This is a genomic window from Aeromicrobium fastidiosum (assembly GCF_017876595.1).
Classification (GTDB): Bacteria; Actinomycetota; Actinomycetes; order Propionibacteriales; family Nocardioidaceae; genus Aeromicrobium; species Aeromicrobium fastidiosum.
Genome location: NZ_JAGIOG010000001.1, coordinates 2,914,894 through 2,937,025 on the forward strand (window position 1 = coordinate 2,914,894; position 22,132 = coordinate 2,937,025).

Genomic DNA, 22,132 nt, shown 5'->3' on the forward strand with positions numbered 1-22,132 from the left:
GTGCACACTGGGCGCGTGCTGGCGATCGGCGAGTTCTCACGGTTCACCCACCTCAGCGTGCGCACGCTGCGCCGGTATCACGACGCCGGCCTGCTCGTGCCCGAGACGGTCGACGACGCGACGGGCTATCGCTACTACAGCCCCGACCAGATCCCGACCGCCCAGGTCATCCACCGGCTCCGCGAGCTCGAGGTGCCGCTGTCGGACGTCCAGCACATCCTGCGCACACCCGATCCGGACGTCCGCGCCGCGCTCGTCGCAGAGCACCTGCAGCGTCTGGAGTCGCAGCTCGACCGCACCCGGGCGGCGGTCTCGTCCCTGCGGCGGCTGCTCACCCCCGCCCCGGCACCGCTGCAGGTCGAGCTGCGCTCGGTGCCCGCCACGACGGTCGCCGCCGTCGAGGACGACGTGGCGCTCGACGACGTCCTCGCCTGGTACGCCGGCGCGATGGCCGAGCTCGACGCCGTCGTCACGGACCGCGCGGGAGCACCCGGTGGTCTCTTCGACAACGCCCTGTTCGAGAACGGCCACGGCCACGTGCTCGTGTACCGACCCACGTCCGAGGCTGCGCACGTCGGCCGCGTCCGCCCCGTCACGCTCCCCGCGGTCGAGCTGGCGGTAACCACGCACGTGGGCAACCATGACGACATCGAGGTCACCTACGGCGAGCTCGGCTCGTGGGTCGTCGCCAACGCGCTCGCTGTCTCCGGGCCGGTGCGCGAGACGTACCTCGTGGGGCCGCGCGACACCGCCGACGCATCGGCCTGGCGCACCGAGATCGGGTGGCCCGTCTTCCGGGTCTCGGCAACCGCCTCCGACGAGTAGCCAACCGAACGGGCAGCCCATCCCGTCTAGAAGGTGACAGCGTCTTCCACACCGAGGAGCCAGCGTGCGCCAGACCAGCGAGGCGGACTACAGCGAGTTCGCCACCACCGCGTGGCCGCGGCTCTACCGCACAGCGGTGATGATCGTCGGCGACCCGCAGCTGGCCGAGGATCTGGTGCAGTCGGCGTTGGTCAAGACCTACCTCGCGTGGCCTCGGCTCCGCGAGGCGGACAAGGCGCACGCCTTCACCCGCCGTGTCATGGTCAACCTCTCGCACGACTGGTTCCGCAAGCACTCCTGGACGCACGAGAAGGCCGCCGACGTGACGGCGCACGACACCGAGTCCAGCGACGACCACTCGTCCGGGCTCGTCGATCGCGTTGCCCTGGCGGACGTCCTCGCGTCGCTGCCGCTGGGTCAACGATCTGTCGTCGCGCTGCGGTTCCTCGACGACCTGTCGGTGCAGGAGACCGCCGACCTGCTCAACGTCACCGCCGGCACCGTCAAGAGCCAGACCTCGGCAGCGCTCGCCGCGCTGCGCTCGCACGCCCACCTCTCACCGGAAGGCCGTCACCATGACTGACCTGCTCGAGCAGATCCGCGACCACGCCAACGCCGAGCCCGTCCCCGAGCTCGACGTCGCCCGCATCATGCTGCGAGGACGTCGGGTGCGCCGCCGTCGCGCCGTCGTGCGCCGTGGCATCACGGGCATTGTCGTCACGGCCGTGGCAGGCACGGCGATCGTCGTCGGCACCGGGCACGACAGCGCCCCGACGCGTCTCGACGTCAGCACCAGCTTCTCGGCGGGCGACGTCGACCTCGTCTCCGCGGCCTACCGCACCGGCGGCGCGTACTCGCGGGGCGACACGTTGTGGTTCAGCGACCCCACGTACTCGGTCGACGTCGGCACCACGATCCAGATGATGCTGTACACCGCGGACGGTGTCGTGGCCGGCGTCTCGAACAACGAAGCGGGGGACGTCAAGCGAGACTACGTCTACGTCGGCACGGACGGATCGGTGCGTGACCTGAAGCTGCCCGGCAAGATCGTGCCCGGGACGGACGCGCAGGCCGACCGCTTCGCCTACCTGACCACGAAGGACGCCGGATACGAGATCCACGTGGTAGAGGCGTCGACTGGACGCGAGCTCGCGAAGCGCGACTACGACGCGAAGTACACGTGGGCCGGGTGGGACGTCCCCCCGATCGGCCTGACGGGTGACTACGTCGTGATTGGCGTCGACGGAGCGCAGCAGGTCATCGACTGGCGGACGGGCGAGCGCGTCGAGGATCTGCCGGTCGGGCAATTGCCGTCGACAGGCGGTGGCCGTGCGCTCGGCAACGACCTGGGGGCCGTCACCTACCGTCTCGGCGACTCCAAGGCGCTGCGCTCGACCGACGACCTGGCCGTGTCGAGCGAGCCGGGCGAGCCGGGCTGGGCGTCCAACACGCTGTCGCCCGACGGACGGTTCGTCGAGACGATCAACACCTTCGTCGAGATCGATGACGACGGGAGCGTCCGCAAGGTTCTCGACGCCGCGTTGGACGAGGTCGTCGGCGAGCCCGTCGTCTACGTCACAGACGTCGACACCGGTCGCCGCATCACTCTGCCAGGTCACGCCCGCACCTACGGGTGGACGCCGGATGGCCGCCTCATGCGCGTCGACGGCACCAAGGTCACGACGTGCGACGCCATCACAGGGGAGTGTGCGTCGCACGCCGTGCCGGACGGTCCCGGGAAGATCCGGATGGCCGGCCGGTACCTCGGCTCCTGACCGCGACTAGCGCCTCGCCCGCCGGAGCGCCAGGTGCGCCATCGTGGCTGCGACGACGCCGGCTCCGACCGGGATGACAAGGGCGACCCGCAGGTCGGTCGCGTCCGACAGCGCACCCACGCTCGGTGAGGTGAGCAGGAAGCCGAGTCGCATGAGCCACCCGAGCATCGCGACCCCCGTCCCCGCCGAAAGACCCGGCACTCGGTCGGCCGCGGCGAATGCTGCCGGGACGAGCGTGGCGCTCCCGAACCCGGCCAGGGCGAAGCCGGCGAGCGCCACCGCGGCGGTCGGGCTGGTGGCGGAGAGGCCCATGCCGAGGGCTATCAGCACGCCGCCGGCACGCGCGACGCTCTCGCGTCCCCACCGGTCGGTCATCCGGTCGCCGAGGAGTCGGCCGACGAACTGCGCGCCGACCATGACGGTGATCGCGAGCCCGGCCACCGCGACAGGTGCCGTGGTCTCGTCCCGCATGAACAGCACGGCCCAGTTGTTGGCGATGTCCTCGACGAGGGTGCCGCAGATCGCCAGCAGCACGAGCGGTGCCAGCAGCCGCCAGGCCGGACGCGAACCCGCCTGCGCGGGAGCGGGGCGCTCTTCGACGACCGGCTGCAGCGCTGCTCCGGCCGACGCGAGCCGGCTCGCGATCAGCGCGACGAGGCTCCAGACCGACCCGTTGACGATCATCTGCAGACCGATGGGGATGTCGAGCGCCCGTACGACCGTTCCACCGCGATGCCAGCGACGTTCTGGGCGGCGTCCACGATCGCGTCGACCACTCCGGCGACGAACAGTGCCGCCGCGAACACCCACACGGTCGGGCTGCCGCCGGCGACGGCCATCATCGTGGCCAGCGCGGCGGAGCCGACCCAGGTCACCCGCGTGGCACCGCAGCGGCGGATGAGCGGGGCGGCCGCTGCTGCGGCGCAGATCGCGACGCCGTTGGTGAAGAACATCAGCGAGGCGCCGAGCCGGCCGCGACCGTCGGCGACGGGTGGGGGAGTGGGCGTCACCGAACGACCGTAGGCGATCGATCCGCAGGTCTGTGCACAGGGCGATCCGCGGCTCGGAGGTCGTGTCAGAGGTCGTGTCTAGGTTGGATGTATGGCCACTTCGACCGCGACCGCCTCGACCGACGTTTTGGCTGACGTCGCCCGGGAGCGTGCGTGTGCGGAGGCGCGGGAGGTCGTCGCGATGCTGGAGTTCCGCGACCGTGAGCTGGTGCGCATCGGGCGCGAGGAGTCGCCCATGCGCCGGCTCGTGGAGCGTGGCGCGATCGCGCTGTGCATCGGCGAGGCGCTCGGTCTGAGCGAGGGGCAGGTGCAGCTGCGGTTGTCGCAGGCTGACCGGGTGCGTGACCAGTCACCGCTGACATGGTTGGCGTTCTTGCGGGGCCGGGTCGACTGGGCTCGGGTGCGGGAGATCGCGCACACGCTGGGCGAGCTGAAGCGCGCCGAGTCGGTGCACCGACTCGACCGGGGCGTCGTCGACTACGCATCGACCCACACGGTCGCCGAGCTGCGCCAGTGGCTGCGGCGTTTCGTCCGCCGGGTCGAGGCCGATCTGGCGGTCGAGCGGGCTGATGCCGAGCGCGAGAAGCGGCACGTGTCGATCACTCACGGTGACGACTCGATGGGGTGGCTCAACGCCTACCTGCCCTCGCACGAGCTGGCAGCGATCGAGGCCCGCTATCGCAGGGCCGCCCGCACGGGCGTTGACCCTGACGACGATCGGACGGTGTCGCAGCGTGAGGCCGACCAGCTGGTCGCGTGGTGCCTCGGCTCCGATGCCGCGACATCTGCGGTCGACGCGAACATCGCGGTCACGGTCGACGCCGATGTGCTCGCCGGTGCCCGTGCAGGGTTCGCAGAATCCTCCGACGGCCGGTGGGGCGTCCCCGCGGCTTGGGTCGCGGCAGTCGCCGGCTCGGGCAGCAGCTTCTGGCACCGTGTCGTGGTCGATCCGGTCACCGATGACGTCCTGAGCCACGAATATCTCGGCCGATTCGCCCCAGATGTCCTCGACATCGCGTTGCAGTTCCTGCACGGCACGTGTCAGGCGCCCGGATGCATGGTCCCGGCCGAGCGGTGCGACACCGACCACCGCATCCCGTATCCGCATGGCCCCACGAGGGGTGACAACCTCGGCCCGTTGTGCCGACGACATCACACCCACAAGGGACACCGCGTGCTGCACTGGTCGACCAGATCGACGCTCGAGCACATCCTCCGCAAGGCCCTCAACGAGCCCGTGCTCATGGAGTACGCGGGCTGAATGCCGGCGACCTCGTCGGCCCGTCCATCGCGCGCCTGAGGTAGGGACCCGTCACGCTGTCGGGGTGGTCGAGCAGATCGGCCGGTGTCGCCGCCGCGACGATGCGGCCGCCTTGGTCGCCGCCGCCCGGGCCGAGCTCGATGACCCAGTCGGACGCGGCGATGACCTGCATGTCGTGCTCGACCGTGATGACGGTGTCGCCCGCGTCGGCGAGCCGCCGCAGCACCCGCACAAGGTCGCGGACGTTGACGGGGTGCAGCCCGCCGGTCGGCTCGTCGAGCACGATGACGCCCTGGTCGCGGCGCGGGCGCTGCAGCTCGGTCGCGAGCTTGATGCGCTGCGCCTCGCCGCCCGACAGCTCGGTGGCCGGCTGGCCCAGAGTCAGGTAGCCGAGCCCGACGTCGAGCAGCGTCGTGAGCGACCGGTGGATGGCCGGCACGTCGGCGAAGAAGTCGGCCGCCTCGACGGCCGTCATCGCGAGAACCTGGCCGATGTCCCGGCCGCGGTAGTGCACGTCGAGCGTCTCGGGGTTGTAGCGCGAGCCGTGACATGTCGGGCACGACGAGTAGCTGGTCGGCAGGAACACCAGCTCGATCGCGATGAAGCCCTCACCGTCGCAGGTCGGGCAGCGACCCTCGGCGACGTTGAACGAGAACCGGCCGGCGCCCCAGCCGCGGTCCTTGGCCTCTGGCGTCGCGGCGAAGAGCCGCCGAACGCCGTCGAACAGGCCCGTGTATGTCGCAAGGTTCGATCGCGGTGACCGTCCGATCGGACGCTGGTCGATCACCGTGACGCGGCGGTCCTGCTCGAGCCGCTCGGTGATCGCCGTGAGCAGGGACGTCTTGCCGGCCCCCGAGACCCCCGTGACCGCGGTCATGACGCCCAGCGGCACGTCGACCGTGACGTCGTCGACGTTGTGGCGCGTCAGGTGCTCGAGAGTCGTCCACGACGTCGGGGCGGTCGCGGCGAGCGTGGGCGTTGGAGTGTGCCCGAACATGAACTCGGCAGTCGTCGACTCGGTCACGTCAGCCAGGCCGGCGGGTGGACCGCTGTAGACGATCTCGCCGCCCATCACACCAGCGCTGGGTCCGACGTCGACGACCCAGTCGGCGTGCAGCGCGATCGACAGGTCGTGCTCGACGACGAACAGCGAGTTGCCGCGGGCGACGAGCTGGCGGAGGGCGGCGTACAGCGCCTCGGAGTCGGCCGGGTGGAGCCCCGCGGACGGCTCGTCCAGCACGTACAGGACGCCGAAGAGCCCCGACCGCAGCTGGCCCGCGAGGCGGACGCGCTGCAGCTCGCCGGGAGACAGCGCGGTGCTGGACCTGTCCATCGACAGGTAGCCCAGCCCGAGTCCGATGATGGCCTCGACGCGCTCGCCGAAGTCCTTGACCAGCGACCGGGCCGCGGACGACGCGGCGGCACCGTGGCGGTCGGTGCCCCTGGCCTGCTGGGCGAGGCCCTTCTCCAGCAGGCCACCGAGGTCCGTCAGGGGCATCGCCGCGATCTGGGCGATGTCGCGACCCGCGAACGTCACCGCGAGGGCGGCAGGGCTGAGCCGCTTGCCGTGGCACGTCGGGCACGGGCCCTCGGCCCGGAAGGCCTCGAGCTTCTCGCGCTGCGTCGCCGACTGCGTGCGGGCGAGGTTGCGCATGAGGTACTTCTCGGCCGACGACCAGTGGCCGTGGTACTGGCTCGCCTCGCCCTGCTTGTTGCCGGTCAGGAGCATGCGCGGCTCCTCGTCGGTGAACAGCAGCCAGTCGCGCGTCTCCTGGGGCAGGGTGTGCCACGGGGCGTGGACGTCGATGCCCAGCTTGGTGACCATGCGGCGCACGTTCTGGCCGACCCACGCGCGGCTCGCCCAGACGCCGATCGCGCCGTCGTCGATCGACAGCGTCGGGTCGGGCACCAGCAGGGCCTCGGTCGTGCTGCGCGAGACGCCCGTGCCGCCACACGTCGGGCACGCGCCGACCGCGGTGTTGGGTGAGAAGGCGGACGCCGGCAGGTGGTCGGCACCGTCCGGATAGGTGCCTGCGCGGCTGAAGAGCAGCCGCAGGACGTCCGAGAGTGAGCTCAGGGTGCCCAGCGACGACCGTGTGCCCGTCGCCCCGCGGGCCTGCTGGAGTGCGACCGCCGGTGGCATCCCGTCGATCGAGTCGACCTCCGGGGCACCGACCTGCGACATCAGGCGGCGGGCGTACGGGGCGACCGACTCGAGGTAGCGCCGCTGCGACTCGGCGAACACCGTGCCGAACGCCAGCGACGACTTGCCCGACCCGGAGACACCCGTGAAGACCACGAAGCAGTCGCGGGGCAGGTCGACGTCGACCTGCCGGAGGTTGTGCTCGCGGGCACCGCGTACGCGGATCCAGCCGGACGACTGCGGGGGAAGAGTTGGTTCGGGCACCCGTTCGACGTTAGTCGGTCGGGGCCGAACTTGCTTCGGCGGCGGCTGCCCGGGCGGACGCGTTGAGTCGTTCCATCAGCGTGGCCATCGCGGCGAGCTCGCGCTCGTCGTGGCCGTCGAGGACACCGCGCATGTGCGCGGCGAGGAGTCCGAACATCGACGAGCCGACCGCGAGCGCCTGGTCGGTGATCTCGACGTGCACCGAGCGGCGGTCGTGCGCGTCGCGCTCGCGGCGCACGTGGCCGGCCCGCTCGAGCCGGTCGATCATCGCGCTGGTCGCCGAGGGGCTGAGGTTGAGTGCCTCGGCGATGTCCTTCGGCGTCGCGCCTCCGTGGTCCATCACGAAGCCGATCGCCGACAGGTCGGTGCGGTGCATCGCGTGCAGGTGGCTCATGCGCTGCACGTAGCGCTCGATCTCGAGGTTGAAGGTCCGGAGCTCACGGACGAGATCGCCCGCCGCCGGGCTCAGGTCGCCTCGACTCGCTTCGCTCATGCAGGCATCGTACTATTTCATTCGTGGAATCATTCGATCATCGAACTAAAACAGTTGGACGGCGAGCGGCGATCCTCGTCGTCCTGGCCTTCGTCCTGGTCTCTGGCGCGGTCTTCGCGCTCGCGCCCGAGGCACGCGAGTCGAACGCCCCGACGGCCGGTCTGCCCGACTCCGCCGACTCGACGACGGTCGCGCGCATCCAGGAGCAGCTGCCCCAGAGCGATGTCGTCCCCGCGATCGTCGTGGTCAGCCGTGACGGCGAGAAGCTCGACACCGACGACCGTGACGCGGTCGCCCGGCTCGCCACGACGCTGCGCGCGGGCGAGCCGCGATACTCCGACGACGGCACGGTCGGACTCGTCGCCGTCCCGCTCAAGGCGACGACGGGCGCCGACCAGGTGGAGAAGATCCGCGACACGGCCGACCGTGGCCTTGAGGACGGGCTGACGGTCGAGGTGACCGGGGGACCGGCCTTCCAGGCCGATCTCGAGAACGCCTTCGCCGGCGCGGACGTCCGGCTGCTGATCGCGACAGCGCTGGTCGTCGCGCTCCTGCTGCTGGTCACCTACCGGAGTCCGTGGCTGTGGCTCGTTCCGCTCGTCGTCGTCGCCCTGGGCGACCGTGTCGCGGCGCTGGCCGTGGCCACTGCGACGCAGGTGTTCGGCTACGACGTCGACGGCTCGACGACCGGCATCACGTCGGTTCTGGTGTTCGGAGCGGGCACCAACTACGCCCTGTTGCTGATCGCGCGCTACCGGGAGGAGCTGCGCCGGCACGACGACCGCTTCGCCGCGATGCGTGCCGCCTGGCGACAGGCGGCGCCGGCGATCCTCGCGAGCTCCGGCACCGTGACGCTCGCGCTGCTGACCCTGTCGTTCGCCGACACGCCGTCCAACCGCGCCCTCGGCTGGTCGGCCGCGATCGGCATCGTCGTCGCGGTGCTGTTCGGCCTGCTCGCGCTGCCCGCCGCGATGGTGCTGTTCGGACGCGGCCTGTTCTGGCCCTTCGTGCCACGTGTCGGCCAGGACGAGCCGTCGCGCACAGGCACCTGGTCGAAGGTGGGGCACCGGGTCGTCACCCGTCCGAAGACCTTCGTCGCCGCATCGCTGGTCTTCCTGGCGGTCCTGTCGGTCGGTGCCGTGGGACTGGACGTCGGGTTGACGCAGAACGACCGCTTTCGGCAGACCCCCGAGTCGGTGCTGGGGCAGGAGACCCTGGCCAAGGCGTTCCCGGCCGGCTCCACCCAGCCGACCGTCGTGCTCGCCCGGCCCGGCGCCGTCGCCGACGTGGCCGCGCGCGTCGACGGCGTCGACGGCGTCTCGTCGGTGAAGGGTGGGGCGTCGTCGTACGAGTGGACGTCCCTCGACGTCGTGCTCGACAGCGACCGGGGCTCCGCACGGGCGGCCGACACCGTCGAGCGACTGCGCACCGAGCTTGGCGACGATGCTCTGGTCGGCGGTCCGGACGCGCAGGACCTCGACGCCGCCGAGGCCGCTGCGCACGACAGGCTGTTGATCATCCCGCTCGTGCTGGCGATCGTGATGCTGATCCTGCTGGTGCTGCTGCGTTCGGTCGTGGCTGCCGTCGTCCTGGCGCTGACGGTCGTCGCGACCTACGTGACCGCGATGGGTGCCGGGTGGTTCGTGTTCACCCACGTCTTCGACTTCCCGGCCCTCGACCTGCCGGTGCCGCTGTTCGCGTTCATCTTCCTGGTGGCCTTGGGTGTCGACTACAACATCTTCCTGACGACCCGTGCGCGCGAGGAGGCGGCCTCGCAGCCCGTCGCCGGCGCGATGACGACGGCGCTGGCCGTCACCGGCGGGGTCATCACGAGCGCCGGCGTGGTGCTGGCCGCGGTGTTCGCGGTGCTCGGCGTGCTGCCGGTCGTGGCGCTCACCCAGATCGGGGTCATCGTCGGGATCGGTGTGCTGCTCGACACCCTGGTCGTTCGAAGCCTGCTGGTGCCCGCGCTGGCGACGCTGATCGGCGAGCGGTTCTGGTGGCCCAGCCATCCGGGACGGTTGGTGCCGTCGGACCGGGGTACGCCGCGATCATGAGTGACTACGAGAGCGAACAGATCGAAGCCATCCAGAACGTCGTCGACCGCGTGGCGGCCTACCAGGACGGGGCCACCGAGGTCGTCGTCGTCGAAGAGCTGCGCAAAGGGTTCGACGAGGTCGCGGTCGAGGTGCAGCCCGACGACGTCACCACGATCGCCGACGCGATCGAGTCCGAGGACGGCGACGTATCGGTGCAGGAGCTGCTGGGCTAACGCGGTCGGTCGACCGCCCTGACCTCGGGGGGCAGCCCCCATTCGTTGATGCCCAGCCGGGAGACCGTCTGCAGCTTCGCGAAGTCGGGGTGGTCGCCGTCCATCGCGTCCTCGTCGACCGTCACCACGACGACGTCGCCCAGCACCAGCACCGAGTCGCCGAGGTCGATCGTCGAGTGCAGCGCGCACTCCAGCGATGCCGGCGAGCTCACGACTCGTGGTACGGCGACACGCTCGCTGGGCTCCATCGCGATGCCGAGCTCTTGGCACTCGTCGATCGTGGCATCGAAGCTCGCGCTGGTGGCGTTGACCAGATCGAGGTCGGGGAGCGTGGCCAGGTTCACCACGAACTCCCCGGTGGCGAGCACGTTGGCCAGCGTGTCCTTGTGGCCGACCGACGTCCAGGAGATGATCGGCGGGTTCGCGCAGGCAATGCTGAAGAACGAGTGCGGCGCGAGGTTGCCGATGCCGTCGACCGACACCGTCGAGATCCAGGCGATGGGGCGCGGCACGACCAGCGAGTTGAGCAGGGCGTAGGCACCCGCGTCGGGAACATCGGTGTGGATGACTCGTCTCATGGGTCCATCCTTGCCCGTCCCGGTCGGTGCCGCCACGCGTCGGTCGACCACAGCGCCCACGCGATCAGCAGCGGCTGGAACGGCAGCCGCAGCCACCGTGACAGGTCGGAGTCGAGGCCGAAGGCATCGGTGTGCGTCACGAGCTGGTTGACGTTGCCCGGGAACACCGCGACGAAGAACGCTGCGACGACCCAGCCGACTGCGACGCGTCGGCTGGTGAGACAGATGAGTGCCAACCCCAGCGCGATCTCGATGACGCCGGACGCCACGACGACGAACGTGACGTCGAGCGGCAGCCACTCCGGCACCTGGGCCCGGAAGGTGTCGCGCGCCCAGAACAGGTGGCTGAGGCCGGCGAAAAGCAGGAAGGCGCCGAGCAGACGACGGGCGATGGGGCGGGCGGTCATGCGGCGAGTGTGACATGCGCCGCAGCGGCGTTTTTGTCGGTGCGGAATAGCAGGATGCTCACGGGTGCTGATCTCGACGGCGCCGAACGGCCGTCCATCATCCCGTCTCCTCGTGAGGACCCCCATGTCCACTGCACCAGCAGCCCCCGATCCGCGGCGCTGGCTCGCCCTCGGCGTCATCGCCGTCGCGCAGCTGATGATCGTGCTCGACGCCTCCATCGTCAACATCGCCCTGCCGTCCGCGCAGCGCGACCTTGGCATCAGCGACGCCGACCGCCAGTGGGTCGTCACGGCCTACACGCTGGCCTTCGGCGGCCTGCTCCTGCTCGGCGGCCGTATCGCCGACTTCGTCGGACGCAAGCGGGTCTTCGTGATCGGCCTGATCGGCTTCGCCGCGGCCTCGGCGCTCGGCGGCATCGCCGGCACGGCCGTGCTTCTCTACGCCGCACGCGGCCTGCAGGGTGTCTTCGCGGCGCTGCTGGCACCTGCGGCGCTGTCGCTCATCTCGGTCACGTTCACCGAGACCAAGGAGCGCGCCACGGCGTTCGGCGTCTTCGGCGCGATCTCCGGCGGTGGCGCGGCGATCGGCCTGATCCTCGGCGGCGTGCTCACCGAGTACGCCTCGTGGCGCTGGTGCCTCGGCGTCAACGTGCCGATCGCGCTGCTGGCGGCCTGGGCGGCCACCCGCGTCGTGCGCGAGAGCAAGGCCGAGGGCGACACCAAGTACGACATCCCGGGTGCCGTGATGGTCACCCTCGGACTCGTCTCCCTGGTCTACGGCTTCACCGAGGCGGCCAAGGAGAAGAACCCCGGTCAGAGCACCGAGGTGCAGGGCTGGACCGACCCCACCACCGTCGGCTTCCTCGTGGCGGCCGTCGTGCTGCTCGTGGCCTTCGTGCTCTGGGAGCGCCGCACCGCCCACCCGCTGCTGCCGCTGCGCGTCGCGCTCGACCGCAACCGCGGCGGGTCCTACCTGGTCTTCCTGTTCATCGGCGCGGGCCTGTTCGCGATGTTCCTGTTCCTGACGTTCTACTTCCAGGCCACGCTCGGCTACAGCCCGCTGCGGTCGGGCTTCGCCTTCCTGCCGTTCAGCATCGGCATCATCGTGGGTGCCGGCGTCATCTCGCAGCTGCTGCCCCGGTTCGGTCCCCGGCCGATCATGCTTCCCGGTCTGACCAGCGCCGCGATCGGCATGCTGCTGCTGACCCAGATCACGGCCGACAGCTCGTACTGGTTGCACATCCTGCCGTCGCTCGTGCTCATGAGCGTCGGCATGGCCGCGGTGTTCATCCCGGCGTCCAGCACGGCGCTGGTCGGGGTGGGATCGCACGACGCGGGTGTCGCGAGCGCCCTGCTCAACACCTCGCAGCAAGTCGGCGGCTCGCTCGGCACGGCCCTGCTCAACACGTTGTACGCAGGGGCCGTCACGACGTTCCTCACCGAGAAGAAGGGCAGCCCGGCCGACGCACTCCTGAGCGGCTATCACACGGCCTTTTTCTGGGGCGCGATGATGCTGGTCCTGGCGCTCATCACCGCCGCGGTGCTGATCAACGCCAAGAAGGACGACATCCCTAGCGAGGGCGCGGTGGGCGTGGCCTGATCTGCACCGTGCAGACCAGGCCGAGGTGGTCCGAGCTGTCCGGCTCGGTCACCTGCACGCGACCGGCGAGCGCCTCGACGCGAGGTCCCAGGTAGATCGCGTCGAGGTGCTTGCCGGTGCGCGGGTTGTCCCGGCCGATCGCGTGGTGCACGTCGTGGTCGACGTTCTCCACGTCGACGGCGGCACGCCAGTCGACCCAACCGGCGGCCTGCAGGATGCCGCGAGGGGTGTCGTCGCGCACGACGATGTTGTTGATGTCGCCGGCCAGCACGTCGACGTCGTGCTCGGCGCACAGCTCGGCCAGACGGGTGCCCTGCACCTGCCGGCTGGCCTGCGCCTTCTCGACCGTCGTGCCGACCGACGACGACAGGTGCGTCGTCGCTCCCGTCCACTCCACGCCGCTGGCCAGGTGCTCGTAGCGGGCGATCGTCACGTAGCGCTGCTGGCGCGTGCGGGTGCCGAGGGCGATCTCCTGCCAGTCGACCAGCCGGTGCACGGCCGGATCGCTGTAGACGTCGTTGTGCCCGCGCGGCGACCGCACGACGTCCCAGCCCGGCAGGATCGCCGACAGGCTGCGCCGTTCGGGCCGCTGGTTGACCTCGACCAGGAAGTAGGCACTCGCGCGCATGCCGTCGGGGCCGTTCATCTCGCGGTCGAGCATCACCGCGCGCCCCGGCCACCGGTTGCGGGTGAGGGTCCAGTTGGATCCGAGGACGTTCTTGAAGCCCAGGCGGAAGGTCGCCGTCATCCGGTGAGGCTAGCCGATGCGGACCCGGGGGAGACCTTGTAGCGTCGAGGTGATGAGTCTTCTGCGCAGCCTGGCCGCCAAGGTGCCCCGTGACCACCTCGAGAGCGACGCCGCCTTCCACCGCCGACGACGGGTCGTGGCCGGCGTCAGCCTGGCCGGTGCCGCCCTTCTGGGAAAGTCGCTGTCGACCGAGCCGGACTCCAAGGAGTTCTACGGCCTCACGTTCGGCGTCGCCGCCACCTGGACGTCGGGGGCGCTCGCCTCGGGCCCACTGCACCTGGGCTACGAGCAGACCGATGACGACGGGTTGCGGCGGCCTTTCATCACTCCCGTCGCGCTCGGTGTCGGTGCCTTCGGGGCCTTCTACGGTGCGGCGCTCGTCGCCCGCCGCATCCCGTTGCTCAACCGCGCCCTCACCGACATCCTGGCCTTCGCCGACCAGGGCTCGGCACCGCTCGTGACCCTCACGACCTTTGCCAACGGCGCCGCCGAGGAGTTCTTCTTCCGCGGAGCCCTCTACGCGGCCGTCGGCACCGACAACCCCGTCGCCAAGTCGACCGCCGTCTACGCGCTCGCCACCACCGCGACCCGCAACCCCGCGCTCGTGCTGGCCAGCGGCGTGATGGGCACGCTGTTCGGCCTGCAGCGCCGGGCATCCGGCGGCATCCAGGCACCCATGCTGACGCACCTGACATGGTCGGGGCTCATGCTGCGGTTCATGCCGCCGCTGTTCCGCCGCACCGGCTCGGACGAGGTGCAGCAGGGGAGCCCGCCGCAGGTGTGACAATGGTCGGGTGCCGTGGCCGTCGTGGGAGCAGTCAGGCACAGCCGCTCTCCTCAGCCTGATCGCCTGGATCGTGTGCACGCGGCTGCCGCGCTCGCGCGTGGTCGACGCGCTGGTGCCGGCTTTCCGCGAGTTCGCGCTCGTCGCCGGCCTCTACGCCGTGTGGCGGCTGGCCCGCATGCTGCCGATCACGCACGAGTCGGGTGCCCTCGAGCGCGCCCGCGACATCGACCACGTCCAGCGGCTGCTCCACCTGCCGACCGAGATCTCCGTGCAGCACCTCGTCATCGCGCACGACTGGCTCGCCCGGTTCGTCAACGGCTACTACGCGATCGTGCACGTCCCCGCCCTGATCGCGTTCATGGTGTGGGCCTTCGTGCGCCACCGCGACAGCTACCCCCACTGGCGCAACGGACTCGTCGCCGTCACGGCCGGGTGCCTGGTCATCCGTTTCATCCGGGTCGCACCGCCCCGCTTCGTCGACGAGCTGGGCTTCGTCGACCTGTCGACGCGCTACGGGCTCGGCGTCTACGGCGACGTCGGGACGGGCGTGTCCGACCAGTTCGCTGCGATGCCGTCGATCCACGTCGGCTGGGCGGCCGTCGTGGCGCTCGGGACGTTCGCCATGACCCGCAGCCGCGTGAGGTGGCTCGTGCTGATGCACCTGCCGGTCACGGTGTTCGTCGTCGCCGCGACCGGCCACCACTGGTGGCTCGACGGTGTCGTCGCCGTGCTGCTCCTCGTCGTCGGGCTTAGGCTCGACACATGGATGCGTCGGTCAGCAGGCTCCGCACGACCGTCGCAGTCCTCGCGCCGCCGGTCGTCATCGGCCTCGTCGGCCTCACCCACCCCGCCCACCTGACGCAGGACGCGTCGGCGTGGTGGCGAGATCTCCACGTCGTCCTGCTGCCGCTGTTCCCGCTGCTGGCGGTCGGACCGTGGCTCGTGGCGCGCTCCATCGAGCCGGTGTACGGGCGCATCACCCTGGTGCTCGGCTACGTCTACGCGTGCTTCTACAGCGCGCTCGACATCCTCGCCGGCATCGCCGCGGGTGCCCTCAAGCACGACCGCGAGGGCGGCCTGGGGACCGTGTTCGGCTATGCGAGCGATCTTGGACAGATAGGGTCGATCGCGTTCATCGGTGCGACGGCCGCCGCCGCGGGATGCCTCGTGCGCGTCGCGGGTTTCAAGGTGCTGCCGGGTGCCGTGGTCGCCCTGCTGGGTGCCTATGGCTTCATGCAGGAGCACGTCTACCCGCCGTGGGGCGTCCTGTCGATGGCGGCGATCGCGGTCGGCTGGGCCTGGATGCTCACGGTGTCAGGCCGTGTCCCTGGTGCACGCGCACCCAGTCGATCTTGAAGCTGAACTCCGACCGGGTGTGCTCGGGGTCGGCCCAGCCCCAGTACTTCGATCCGACCTGCATGTTGAGCCGGATGTGGAACGTGTCAGCGAACGTCGGACCGCGGAAGTAGCTCAGCGTCTTCGGATCGTCGAACAGCACGGTCGCCACGGTACGCCCGTCGTAGGTGTAGCGCAGGCACGTCGGTGACCAGTTGACGCCGTACGTGTGCCAGCCCTGCCAGATCTTGTCGGCACCGACGTCCGCGCGTCCCTGCGTCTTCTGCTTGACCGGGTCGCTCGTCGAACCCTGCGCGGTGTCTGACCAGCTGTTCCACTCGTACGAGCTGGAGGGGTCGAACGAGCGGATCGTGGGTGCGCCGTACGACTCCATGGGGTCGATCTCGCCGGGCTGGTGGTCGGCGCGCAGCCAGAACGCGGGCCAGATGCCGCGCGACATCGTCGACGCGCTGGGCACCCAGGCACGCACCTCGAAGTGCCCGTAGCGCTGGCTGAAGCGGTCGATCGAGTCGACGTAGCCCGTGGAGTAGTCGCGGACCGCGTTCTCCTCCTTGTAGAGCGGGTTGTTGTTGCGCCTCCACTGGTCCTGTGGCAGGCGTCGTCCCGTGATGTCGAGGTAGCCGTCGTGCACCGACACGGCGTCCTTCGTGATCCAGGCCTTGTCGTGGTTGAGGGACGTGTTGTCGCGCACGCGCCAGCTCGCGGGGTCGATCGAGGTGCCGGAGAAGTCGTCGGTGAATGTCCGCACGCCCTGGGCCGGGTCGGAGTAGTCGATCGCCTCGCAGGCTGCCGCCGTCGCCGGGGGCGGCTTCGCCGGGCTCGGTGTGGGCGTGATTCGTTTCACCGTGACGTCGGCGAGGCGGACGAGATGGCGGCCCGACACGCGCGAGGCCCGGGTGGAGAGCTGGATGCGGCTGCCGGGACGGGTCGTGTGCAACGACACCTCGAGCCGCCGCCAGCTGCGCGACGCGGCCTTGACCGTCCGCGAGCGGCTCGCGACGACCCGGCCGGCGCTGACCTCCATGATCCGCAGGGTCAGGCGACGACCAGGCTGCGTCGACCGCACGCGCGCGGACGCCGTCACGAGGGTCCCGGCCCGGTCGATCACGTCGGTCGACACGGGGGACCGGGCCGCGAGCGTCGCACGTCCCGACGTCTTGCGGGGCCTGATCTGCAGGGTGCGGACCCCGCCGACCGTGACCGTGCGCAGACGGGCCGCGGCGGACGGCTTCCAGCTCGCGGCACTGGTCGAGATGCCCAGCCGGTCTGCCGTGGAGCGCTCGTGCGCTTCGGCGGGGCCGTGCAACGCAGCGGCAGTCGCGGCGACGGCGACGATGCCCGCGACGGTGGCCCGGCGGCTCCTGCTCCCCATGAACAGACGGTAGGCCTACAGAGGTTCAATACCTAGGACGGGCCTGGGTTGGTCCCTAGTTCTTCCCGGGTGATCAGACCGGCAGCAGGCGGGTGATGAACCGGGTCAGCTGGTCGACGTTGCTGCACTGGTGCATCTCGACGATCTCGGCGTACAGCGGGGCGACGGAGTCACCGAGCCCCCAGCGCATCGTTGCCTCCGGGTTGAGCCAGAACGTGCGGTGGGCGCGCTGGCTGATGTCGTGCAGCGCGGCCAGATTGGGGTCCTGGTTGTTGTTGCGGGCGTCGCCCAGGATCAGCACCGACGTCCGGGGGCCGATCGCTGCCATGTGGTCGGCGTGGAAGTCGGCGAACGCCTCCCCGTAGTCGCTGCTGGTGTGCCACTTGGTGATGTGGGCCTCGGCCTGGATGCGCGCCGACAGGTCGTCCGACTGCTCCTTGACCAGATCGGTCACCTCGTCCATCGCATTGACGAAGGCGAAGGCCCGCACCTTGCTGAACTGCCCGCTCAACGCCTGCACGAGGTGCATCGTGAATCCCGAGAAGCCGGCGACCGACCCCGAGACGTCGCACAGCAGCACCAGCTCAGGCCGCGACGGGTGGGGCTTCTCGAATGCGGGATTCATCGGCACGCCGCCGGTCGACATCGACCGGCGCAGCGTGCGGCGGATGTCGATGCGTCCGCGCCGGTTCCTGCGACGTCGAGCCGCGAGCCGGGTGGCCAGCTTGCGAGACAGGGGCTGCACCTCGCGCACGAGCTCCTCGAGCTGTTGCCGGTTGGCGCTGAGGAAGTCGACGCGGTCGGTGCCGGACCGGACGGCGTGGCGGGTGACGACGTCGCGGCCCCGCACCTCGGCCGTGCGTCGCCTGGCCTCGGCCGCGACGAGCTCGCGGAACCGGTCGATGTCCTGTCGCACCTCGTCGCGCTCGAGGCGATCGGCGAAGTCGCCCTGACCCTGACCCTGGCCTTGTCCCTGGCCCCCGCCCGCGCCCCGCATCTGCAGGGCCTGCATGAGCAGCGTCTGCGGACGCAGCCGTTCGAGGGTCTGATAGGCCGAGAAGCCGGCGCTCTGGGTCTCGGGGGTGCCGACCTGTCCCAGCGCGTCCACCGCGATCGCAGCGACCTGCTCGAGCGTGCGCAGGTCGTGCTCGGCCAACGCCATCGCCAACAGGTCACGCAGGTCGTCGACGTCCATGTCGTCATCCGCGTCCAGCGCCGCCTGGGGCGCCCCGACGCCGGCCGGGAAGTAGATGTCGAAGGCCATGTCGAACACCGAACGCTGCCCGCCGCGGCGGATCAGTGCTGAGGCGAGTCCCTCACGCAGCTGTTCGCGGTCGGCCATGCCGAGCACCTCGACGACGGCTGCCGCGTCGACGGTCTCGCTGGTGCCCGCCTGGATGCCCTTGCTGCGCAGCGCCGCGACGAGCTCGATCAGCCGGCCGGCGACGTCCTGGGTCACGGCGAGAGCACCGCGTCGAGATCCAGGCGGGTGCGTGCCTTCTCGAGATCGTCCTGGTGCTTGAGGATGACGCCCAGGCTGTCCTTGACGACCTCGTCGTCGAGGATGTCGGTGCCCAAGGCGACCAATGTGCGGGCCCAGTCGATCGTCTCCGACACCGAGGGCGCCTTGCGCAGCGGCATCGCGCGCAGGGCGTTGACGACCCGCACGAGCGACTCGCCCAGGGTCTGGTCGAGACCGGGCACCTTGAGGCGGACGATCTCCTCCTCGAGCGCGGTGTCCGGGAAGTCGACGTGCAGGAACAGGCAGCGACGTCGCAGCGCCTCCGACAGCTCGCGGGTCGCGTTGGAGGTGAGGACGACGAAGGGCCGGTGCCGTGCGGTGATCGTGCCGAGCTCGGGCACCGTGACCTGGAACTCGCCCAGCACCTCGAGCAGCAGACCCTCGATCTCGACATCGGCCTTGTCGGTCTCGTCGATCAGCAGCACGATGGGCTCCTCGCTGCGGATCGCCGTCAGCAGCGGGCGGGGGAGCAGGAACTCCTCGCTGAAGATGTCGTTGCGCGCCTCGTCCCACGTCTCGCCCTGACCGGCCGTGATGCGCAGCAGCTGCTTGGCGTGGTTCCACTCGTACAGGGCGCGGGCCTCGTCGACGCCCTCGTAGCACTGCAGGCGCACCAGATCGGTCGAGCACGCGGTGGCGACGGCGGTGGCCAGCGCGGTCTTGCCGACACCGGCCGGGCCCTCCACGAGCAGGGGCTTGCCGAGCTCGCTCGCGAGGTAGACGGTGGTCGCGATCGCGTCGGAGGCGAGATAGCCCGCCGACGCCAGCTTGGCCTTGACATCGGCGATCGAGTCGAACGGCATGGTGCGCATGCCTACGATGATGCCGTGGCCCTGATCGAGATCGTCCGTGAGGTACCTCTGAGTGCGACCGAGGCGTGGGCGCGCGTGACGGCGTGGCAACGGCACGGCGAGTTCGTCCCGCTGACCCGCATCTCGCTGACGTCCGACGGTTTCGACGCCTTCACCGGAGTCGGACGCATCGGATTCCACGACCCCATGGAGGTCGTCGAGTGGCGTGCGCCCTCCTTCTGCCGGCTCGAGAAGCGCGGGCGCGTCGTGACCGGTTGGGCCGAGCTGTCCGTCGACCCCCTGCCTGCCGGCAGCCGCGTCACGTGGCGCGAGGACCTGCACGTCAAGGGCATGCCGCGATTCATGGACGGCGTCACCCGGACGTCCAGCAAGGCGTTGTTCTCCCGCGTCATCGACGGGTTGCTCGCCTGACTACTCCCCGTACGATCGCGGGTATGGCCTACGCACCGGAGACCGAAGCCGTCGACATCTGCCGCGACCTGATCCGCATCGACACCAGCAACTACGGTGACGACTCGGGGCCGGGGGAGCGGGCCGCCGCCGAGTACGTCGCGGCGTCGCTGGCCGAGGTCGGCATCATGTCCGAGGTCATCGAGTCCGAGCGCGGACGGGCCAGCGTCGTCGCGCGCTGGGGCAACCAGGACTCGACGCGACCGGGGCTGCTGATCCACGGTCACCTCGACGTCGTCCCGGCCCAGGCGGCAGACTGGACGGTCGACCCGTTCGCCGCCGAGATCGTCGACGGCTACCTCTACGGGCGCGGCGCGGTCGACATGAAGGACTTCGACGCGATGCTGCTGTCGGTCGTGCGGGCCCGCCAGCGCGCGGGCGTCATTCCCGACCGTCCGATCCTGCTGGTGTTCACCGCCGACGAGGAGGCCGGCGGCGTCAAGGGCGCGCACTGGCTCGTCGAGCACCGTCCAGAGCTGTTCGAGGGCTGCACCGAGGCGATCGGCGAGGTCGGTGGCTTCTCGACCGAGGTCGGCGGCAAGCGCCTCTACCTCATCGAGTCGGGTGAGAAGGGCATCGCATGGATGCGTCTGCGGGCCCGCGGCACCGCCGGCCACGGCTCGATGCGCAACGACGACAACGCCGTGATGCACCTGTCACGCGGCCTCCTGGCGCTCGGTGAGCACGAGTGGCCCGCCGAGCCGGGGCCGTCGATGCAGCTGCTGCTGGCCAAGGTGCGCGAGCTCACCGGCTCGCACGGCAGCCCCGACGAGCTGCTCGAGCACTTCGGACCCGCGGTGCGCATGATCGGTGCCGGCATCCGCAACACGACCAACGCCACGATGCTGCAGGCCGGCTACAAGCACAACGTCGTGCCGGGCGAGGCCGTCGCGTACGTCGACGGGCGCTTCCTGCCCGGTCACGGCGACAGCTTCGTGCCGGCCGTCGAGGGCATCGTGGGCGACGCGGTCTCGGTCGAGCCCTACATCGGCCAGCCGGCGCTCGAGTACGCCTTCGAGGGCGACCTGGTCGACGCCATGACCGTCTCGCTGCATGCCCTCGACCCCGAGGCGCACATCGCGCCGTTCGTGATGTCGGGCGGCACCGACGCCAAGGCCTGGGACAAGCTGGGCATCACGTCCTTCGGCTTCGTGCCGCTGCAGCTGCCCGCCGATCTCGACTTCACGGCGCTGTTCCACGGCGTCGACGAGCGGGTGCCGACCGCGTCACTGGAGTTCGGCAGCCGGGTCTTCGACCACTTCCTGGGGATCGCCTGACCTTCGGTGCCAGCTACAGCGTGCTGCGCATGCGGATGATCTTGCGGCGCAGCGTGACGGTGCGCTGACCCGTCCCGTCCTTGCGGAGGCGGTCGAGCTCCCAGCCCTGGTACTCGGCGGCATCGGTCAGCATGCGACAGACGGCCGATCGCGACTTGGTGCGATCGATCGTGAGATTCCAGAACTCGTACTCCAGCATGGCTTCACCTCTCATCAGCGAGCAGCGTGCGACACGTCGTCCAGCGCCTGCAGGATCTCGGGCGGGAGCTCGAGGTCCTCTGCGGCGAGGTTCTCCTGCAGCTGCGGCGTCGTGCGGGCACCGACGATCGCGGCCGAGAGCTGCGGGCGGGCCAGCAACCAGGCGAGGGCGACATGCGCGATCGACACGTGCAGTCCCTCCGAGGCGCGGGCCAGGGCCTCGACGACGCCCGACTTGCCGGGCGTCAGGTAGGCACCGACGAACTCGTCCCACCCGGGCGTCGCGCCACGGGAGTCGGACGGCACGCCGCCGCGGTACTTGCCCGTGAGCACGCCACGGCCGAGCGGCGACCAGGCCAGCAGCCCCATGCCGAGGTGGGCTGATGCGGGCACGACCTCGTCCTCGGGATCGCGGTTGACCAGCGAGTACTCGACCTGGTTGCTGACCAGCGCGATGCCCTCGGGCCGTCCGGCGAGCCAGGTGTTCGCGATGCCGAGCTGCCAGCCCGTGAAGTTGGAGACGCCGACATAGCGGGTGCGTCCCGTGCGGACGGCGTGCTCGAGCGCGCCCAGCGTCTCCTCGAGCGGCACCGACAGGTCGGGGGTGTGGATCTGCCACAGGTCGAGGTGGTCGGTGCCGAGCTGGCGCAGAGAGACGTCGAGCTGGTCGAGCAGGCCGCGTCGTGAACCGTCCTTGACGACCTCGCCGCCGCGGCGGGCGAAGCCTGCCTTGCCGGCCAGCACGATCTCGTCGCGGACGCCGGACGTGGCCAGCAGCGTGCCGAGCAGCTCCTCGCAGGCCCCGTCGCCGTAGATGGGGGCGGTGTCGATCAGCGTGCCGCCCGCGTCGAGGAACGTCGTGAGCTGGTCACCCGCCTCGTACGCGTCGACCGTCGAGCCCCAGGTCATGGTGCCCAGGCCGAGACGCGAGACCTCCAGGCCGGAGTGACCGACGCGACGACGTTGCATGCCGCAAAGATAG

At 70.4% G+C, this 22,132-nt stretch carries 24 protein-coding genes; 12 read left to right on the forward strand and 12 right to left on the reverse strand.

The features are described from left to right. Nucleotides 1-15: 15 nt before the first annotated feature. The 3 genes from JOF40_RS14480 (at nucleotide 16) to JOF40_RS14490 (ending at nucleotide 2,600) form a co-directional block, all read left to right on the forward strand. Nucleotides 16-825, forward strand: a complete 810-nt coding sequence (locus JOF40_RS14480) for a MerR family transcriptional regulator (RefSeq protein ID WP_129184270.1) — start codon at nucleotides 16-18, stop codon at nucleotides 823-825. 64 nt (nucleotides 826-889) lie between these two features. Further along, entirely contained in the window at nucleotides 890-1,408 is a 519-nt protein-coding gene (locus JOF40_RS14485; protein WP_129184268.1) for a SigE family RNA polymerase sigma factor, read from the forward strand. Beyond that, nucleotides 1,401-2,600, forward strand: a complete 1,200-nt coding sequence (locus tag JOF40_RS14490; RefSeq protein ID WP_129184266.1) for a hypothetical protein — start codon at nucleotides 1,401-1,403, stop codon at nucleotides 2,598-2,600. The genes JOF40_RS14485 and JOF40_RS14490 overlap by 8 nt, the downstream gene beginning before the upstream one ends. A 6-nt stretch (nucleotides 2,601-2,606) precedes the next feature. On the opposite strand, the gene JOF40_RS14495 is transcribed toward JOF40_RS14490, so the two are convergent. Both JOF40_RS14495 and JOF40_RS14500 read right to left on the reverse strand, forming a co-directional pair. Further along, nucleotides 2,607-3,284, reverse strand: a complete 678-nt coding sequence (locus JOF40_RS14495; RefSeq protein ID WP_129184264.1) for an MFS transporter — start codon at nucleotides 3,282-3,284, stop codon at nucleotides 2,607-2,609. After that, on the reverse strand, nucleotides 3,281-3,610 hold the full coding sequence (locus tag JOF40_RS14500; protein WP_129184262.1) for an MFS transporter: 330 nt from the start codon (nucleotides 3,608-3,610) through the stop codon (nucleotides 3,281-3,283). The genes JOF40_RS14495 and JOF40_RS14500 overlap by 4 nt, the downstream gene beginning before the upstream one ends. 91 nt (nucleotides 3,611-3,701) lie before the next feature. Between JOF40_RS14500 and JOF40_RS14505 the strand changes: the two genes are divergently transcribed. Further along, complete coding sequence (locus JOF40_RS14505) at nucleotides 3,702-4,871, forward strand: HNH endonuclease signature motif containing protein (protein ID WP_129184260.1); 1,170 nt, start codon at nucleotides 3,702-3,704, stop codon at nucleotides 4,869-4,871. Here JOF40_RS14505 and JOF40_RS14510 read toward each other — a convergent pair. Then, nucleotides 4,852-7,278 carry an ATP-binding cassette domain-containing protein gene (locus JOF40_RS14510; RefSeq protein WP_129184258.1) on the reverse strand — a complete coding sequence of 809 codons (2,427 nt, stop codon included), beginning with the start codon at nucleotides 7,276-7,278 and terminating at the stop codon, nucleotides 4,852-4,854. The two genes, JOF40_RS14505 and JOF40_RS14510, sit on opposite strands and share 20 nt — an antisense overlap. A 10-nt stretch (nucleotides 7,279-7,288) precedes the next feature. Next, on the reverse strand, nucleotides 7,289-7,771 hold the full coding sequence (locus JOF40_RS14515) for a MarR family winged helix-turn-helix transcriptional regulator (protein WP_129184256.1): 483 nt from the start codon (nucleotides 7,769-7,771) through the stop codon (nucleotides 7,289-7,291). A gap of 23 nt (nucleotides 7,772-7,794) precedes the next feature. On the opposite strand from JOF40_RS14515, the gene JOF40_RS14520 reads away from it, so the two are divergent. Further along, a complete protein-coding gene (locus JOF40_RS14520) occupies nucleotides 7,795-9,828 on the forward strand; it encodes an MMPL family transporter (RefSeq protein ID WP_188111844.1) in 2,034 nt (677 codons plus the stop codon). Next, nucleotides 9,825-10,043, forward strand: coding sequence for a hypothetical protein (locus tag JOF40_RS14525; protein WP_129184252.1), 219 nt, complete (start codon nucleotides 9,825-9,827; stop codon nucleotides 10,041-10,043). The genes JOF40_RS14520 and JOF40_RS14525 overlap by 4 nt, the downstream gene beginning before the upstream one ends. Here JOF40_RS14525 and JOF40_RS14530 read toward each other — a convergent pair. Then, nucleotides 10,040-10,621, reverse strand: coding sequence for a flavin reductase family protein (locus tag JOF40_RS14530; protein WP_129184250.1), 582 nt, complete (start codon nucleotides 10,619-10,621; stop codon nucleotides 10,040-10,042). The two genes, JOF40_RS14525 and JOF40_RS14530, sit on opposite strands and share 4 nt — an antisense overlap. After that, nucleotides 10,618-11,028, reverse strand: a complete 411-nt coding sequence (locus JOF40_RS14535) for a DoxX family protein (protein ID WP_129184248.1) — start codon at nucleotides 11,026-11,028, stop codon at nucleotides 10,618-10,620. The genes JOF40_RS14530 and JOF40_RS14535 overlap by 4 nt, the downstream gene beginning before the upstream one ends. A gap of 124 nt (nucleotides 11,029-11,152) precedes the next feature. On the opposite strand from JOF40_RS14535, the gene JOF40_RS14540 reads away from it, so the two are divergent. Further along, nucleotides 11,153-12,628 (forward strand): MFS transporter, encoded by a 1,476-nt coding sequence (locus JOF40_RS14540; protein WP_129184246.1) that lies wholly within the window; start codon nucleotides 11,153-11,155, stop codon nucleotides 12,626-12,628. On the opposite strand, the gene JOF40_RS14545 is transcribed toward JOF40_RS14540, so the two are convergent. After that, nucleotides 12,600-13,376 (reverse strand): hypothetical protein, encoded by a 777-nt coding sequence (locus JOF40_RS14545; protein WP_129184244.1) that lies wholly within the window; start codon nucleotides 13,374-13,376, stop codon nucleotides 12,600-12,602. The genes JOF40_RS14540 and JOF40_RS14545 overlap by 29 nt on opposite strands. Before the next feature lie 52 nt (nucleotides 13,377-13,428). On the opposite strand from JOF40_RS14545, the gene JOF40_RS14550 reads away from it, so the two are divergent. From JOF40_RS14550 to JOF40_RS14560, 3 genes are read left to right on the forward strand one after another with little or no spacing between them, the layout of a single operon-like run. Continuing rightward, nucleotides 13,429-14,160 carry a CPBP family intramembrane glutamic endopeptidase gene (locus JOF40_RS14550; RefSeq protein ID WP_188111843.1) on the forward strand — a complete coding sequence of 244 codons (732 nt, stop codon included), beginning with the start codon at nucleotides 13,429-13,431 and terminating at the stop codon, nucleotides 14,158-14,160. A 10-nt stretch (nucleotides 14,161-14,170) separates the two neighbouring features. After that, a complete protein-coding gene (locus tag JOF40_RS14555; RefSeq protein WP_129184240.1) occupies nucleotides 14,171-15,022 on the forward strand; it encodes a phosphatase PAP2 family protein in 852 nt (283 codons plus the stop codon). Continuing rightward, the gene (locus JOF40_RS14560) at nucleotides 14,926-15,519 is read left to right on the forward strand and encodes a hypothetical protein (protein ID WP_129184238.1); all 594 of its coding nucleotides are present in this window, start codon (nucleotides 14,926-14,928) and stop codon (nucleotides 15,517-15,519) included. The genes JOF40_RS14555 and JOF40_RS14560 overlap by 97 nt, the downstream gene beginning before the upstream one ends. Here JOF40_RS14560 and JOF40_RS14565 read toward each other — a convergent pair. The 3 genes from JOF40_RS14565 to JOF40_RS14575 all read right to left on the reverse strand — a co-directional run bounded on the left by JOF40_RS14565 (nucleotide 15,470) and on the right by JOF40_RS14575 (nucleotide 19,225). Further along, complete coding sequence (locus JOF40_RS14565) at nucleotides 15,470-16,891, reverse strand: glycoside hydrolase family 16 protein (protein ID WP_129184236.1); 1,422 nt, start codon at nucleotides 16,889-16,891, stop codon at nucleotides 15,470-15,472. The genes JOF40_RS14560 and JOF40_RS14565 overlap by 50 nt on opposite strands. Before the next feature lie 73 nt (nucleotides 16,892-16,964). After that, a complete protein-coding gene (locus JOF40_RS14570; RefSeq protein ID WP_129184234.1) occupies nucleotides 16,965-18,350 on the reverse strand; it encodes a VWA domain-containing protein in 1,386 nt (461 codons plus the stop codon). Beyond that, nucleotides 18,347-19,225 carry an AAA family ATPase gene (locus JOF40_RS14575; RefSeq protein WP_209674624.1) on the reverse strand — a complete coding sequence of 293 codons (879 nt, stop codon included), beginning with the start codon at nucleotides 19,223-19,225 and terminating at the stop codon, nucleotides 18,347-18,349. The genes JOF40_RS14570 and JOF40_RS14575 overlap by 4 nt, the downstream gene beginning before the upstream one ends. A gap of 15 nt (nucleotides 19,226-19,240) precedes the next feature. On the opposite strand from JOF40_RS14575, the gene JOF40_RS14580 reads away from it, so the two are divergent. Together JOF40_RS14580 and JOF40_RS14585 are read left to right on the forward strand one after the other, a co-directional pair. After that, nucleotides 19,241-19,636 carry an SRPBCC family protein gene (locus tag JOF40_RS14580; protein ID WP_129184232.1) on the forward strand — a complete coding sequence of 132 codons (396 nt, stop codon included), beginning with the start codon at nucleotides 19,241-19,243 and terminating at the stop codon, nucleotides 19,634-19,636. Between the two features lie 23 nt (nucleotides 19,637-19,659). Further along, the gene (locus JOF40_RS14585; RefSeq protein ID WP_129184230.1) at nucleotides 19,660-20,952 is read left to right on the forward strand and encodes a M20/M25/M40 family metallo-hydrolase; all 1,293 of its coding nucleotides are present in this window, start codon (nucleotides 19,660-19,662) and stop codon (nucleotides 20,950-20,952) included. 13 nt (nucleotides 20,953-20,965) lie between these two features. Here the strand turns inward: JOF40_RS14585 and JOF40_RS14590 are convergent, their stop codons facing one another. Together JOF40_RS14590 and JOF40_RS14595 are read right to left on the reverse strand one after the other, a co-directional pair. Beyond that, nucleotides 20,966-21,151, reverse strand: coding sequence for a DUF5703 family protein (locus JOF40_RS14590; RefSeq protein ID WP_129184837.1), 186 nt, complete (start codon nucleotides 21,149-21,151; stop codon nucleotides 20,966-20,968). Between the two features lie 14 nt (nucleotides 21,152-21,165). Next, nucleotides 21,166-22,119, reverse strand: coding sequence for an aldo/keto reductase (locus tag JOF40_RS14595; RefSeq protein ID WP_129184228.1), 954 nt, complete (start codon nucleotides 22,117-22,119; stop codon nucleotides 21,166-21,168). Nucleotides 22,120-22,132 lie beyond the last annotated feature (13 nt).

Coding starts and splice junctions, on each gene's coding strand:
- JOF40_RS14535 (WP_129184248.1), bottom strand. CDS start 11,028: ATGACCGCCCGCCCCATCGCCCGTCGTCTGCTCGGCGCCTTCCTGCTT.
- JOF40_RS14550 (WP_188111843.1), top strand. CDS start 13,429: ATGAGTCTTCTGCGCAGCCTGGCCGCCAAGGTGCCCCGTGACCACCTC.
- JOF40_RS14505 (WP_129184260.1), top strand. CDS start 3,702: ATGGCCACTTCGACCGCGACCGCCTCGACCGACGTTTTGGCTGACGTC.
- JOF40_RS14525 (WP_129184252.1), top strand. CDS start 9,825: ATGAGTGACTACGAGAGCGAACAGATCGAAGCCATCCAGAACGTCGTC.
- JOF40_RS14545 (WP_129184244.1), bottom strand. CDS start 13,376: ATGACGGCGACCTTCCGCCTGGGCTTCAAGAACGTCCTCGGATCCAAC.
- JOF40_RS14590 (WP_129184837.1), bottom strand. CDS start 21,151: ATGCTGGAGTACGAGTTCTGGAATCTCACGATCGATCGCACCAAGTCG.
- JOF40_RS14530 (WP_129184250.1), bottom strand. CDS start 10,621: ATGAGACGAGTCATCCACACCGATGTTCCCGACGCGGGTGCCTACGCC.
- JOF40_RS14565 (WP_129184236.1), bottom strand. CDS start 16,891: ATGGGGAGCAGGAGCCGCCGGGCCACCGTCGCGGGCATCGTCGCCGTC.
- JOF40_RS14575 (WP_209674624.1), bottom strand. CDS start 19,225: ATGCGCACCATGCCGTTCGACTCGATCGCCGATGTCAAGGCCAAGCTG.
- JOF40_RS14540 (WP_129184246.1), top strand. CDS start 11,153: ATGTCCACTGCACCAGCAGCCCCCGATCCGCGGCGCTGGCTCGCCCTC.
- JOF40_RS14560 (WP_129184238.1), top strand. CDS start 14,926: ATGGATGCGTCGGTCAGCAGGCTCCGCACGACCGTCGCAGTCCTCGCG.
- JOF40_RS14490 (WP_129184266.1), top strand. CDS start 1,401: ATGACTGACCTGCTCGAGCAGATCCGCGACCACGCCAACGCCGAGCCC.
- JOF40_RS14585 (WP_129184230.1), top strand. CDS start 19,660: ATGGCCTACGCACCGGAGACCGAAGCCGTCGACATCTGCCGCGACCTG.
- JOF40_RS14495 (WP_129184264.1), bottom strand. CDS start 3,284: ATGATCGTCAACGGGTCGGTCTGGAGCCTCGTCGCGCTGATCGCGAGC.
- JOF40_RS14515 (WP_129184256.1), bottom strand. CDS start 7,771: ATGAGCGAAGCGAGTCGAGGCGACCTGAGCCCGGCGGCGGGCGATCTC.
- JOF40_RS14595 (WP_129184228.1), bottom strand. CDS start 22,119: ATGCAACGTCGTCGCGTCGGTCACTCCGGCCTGGAGGTCTCGCGTCTC.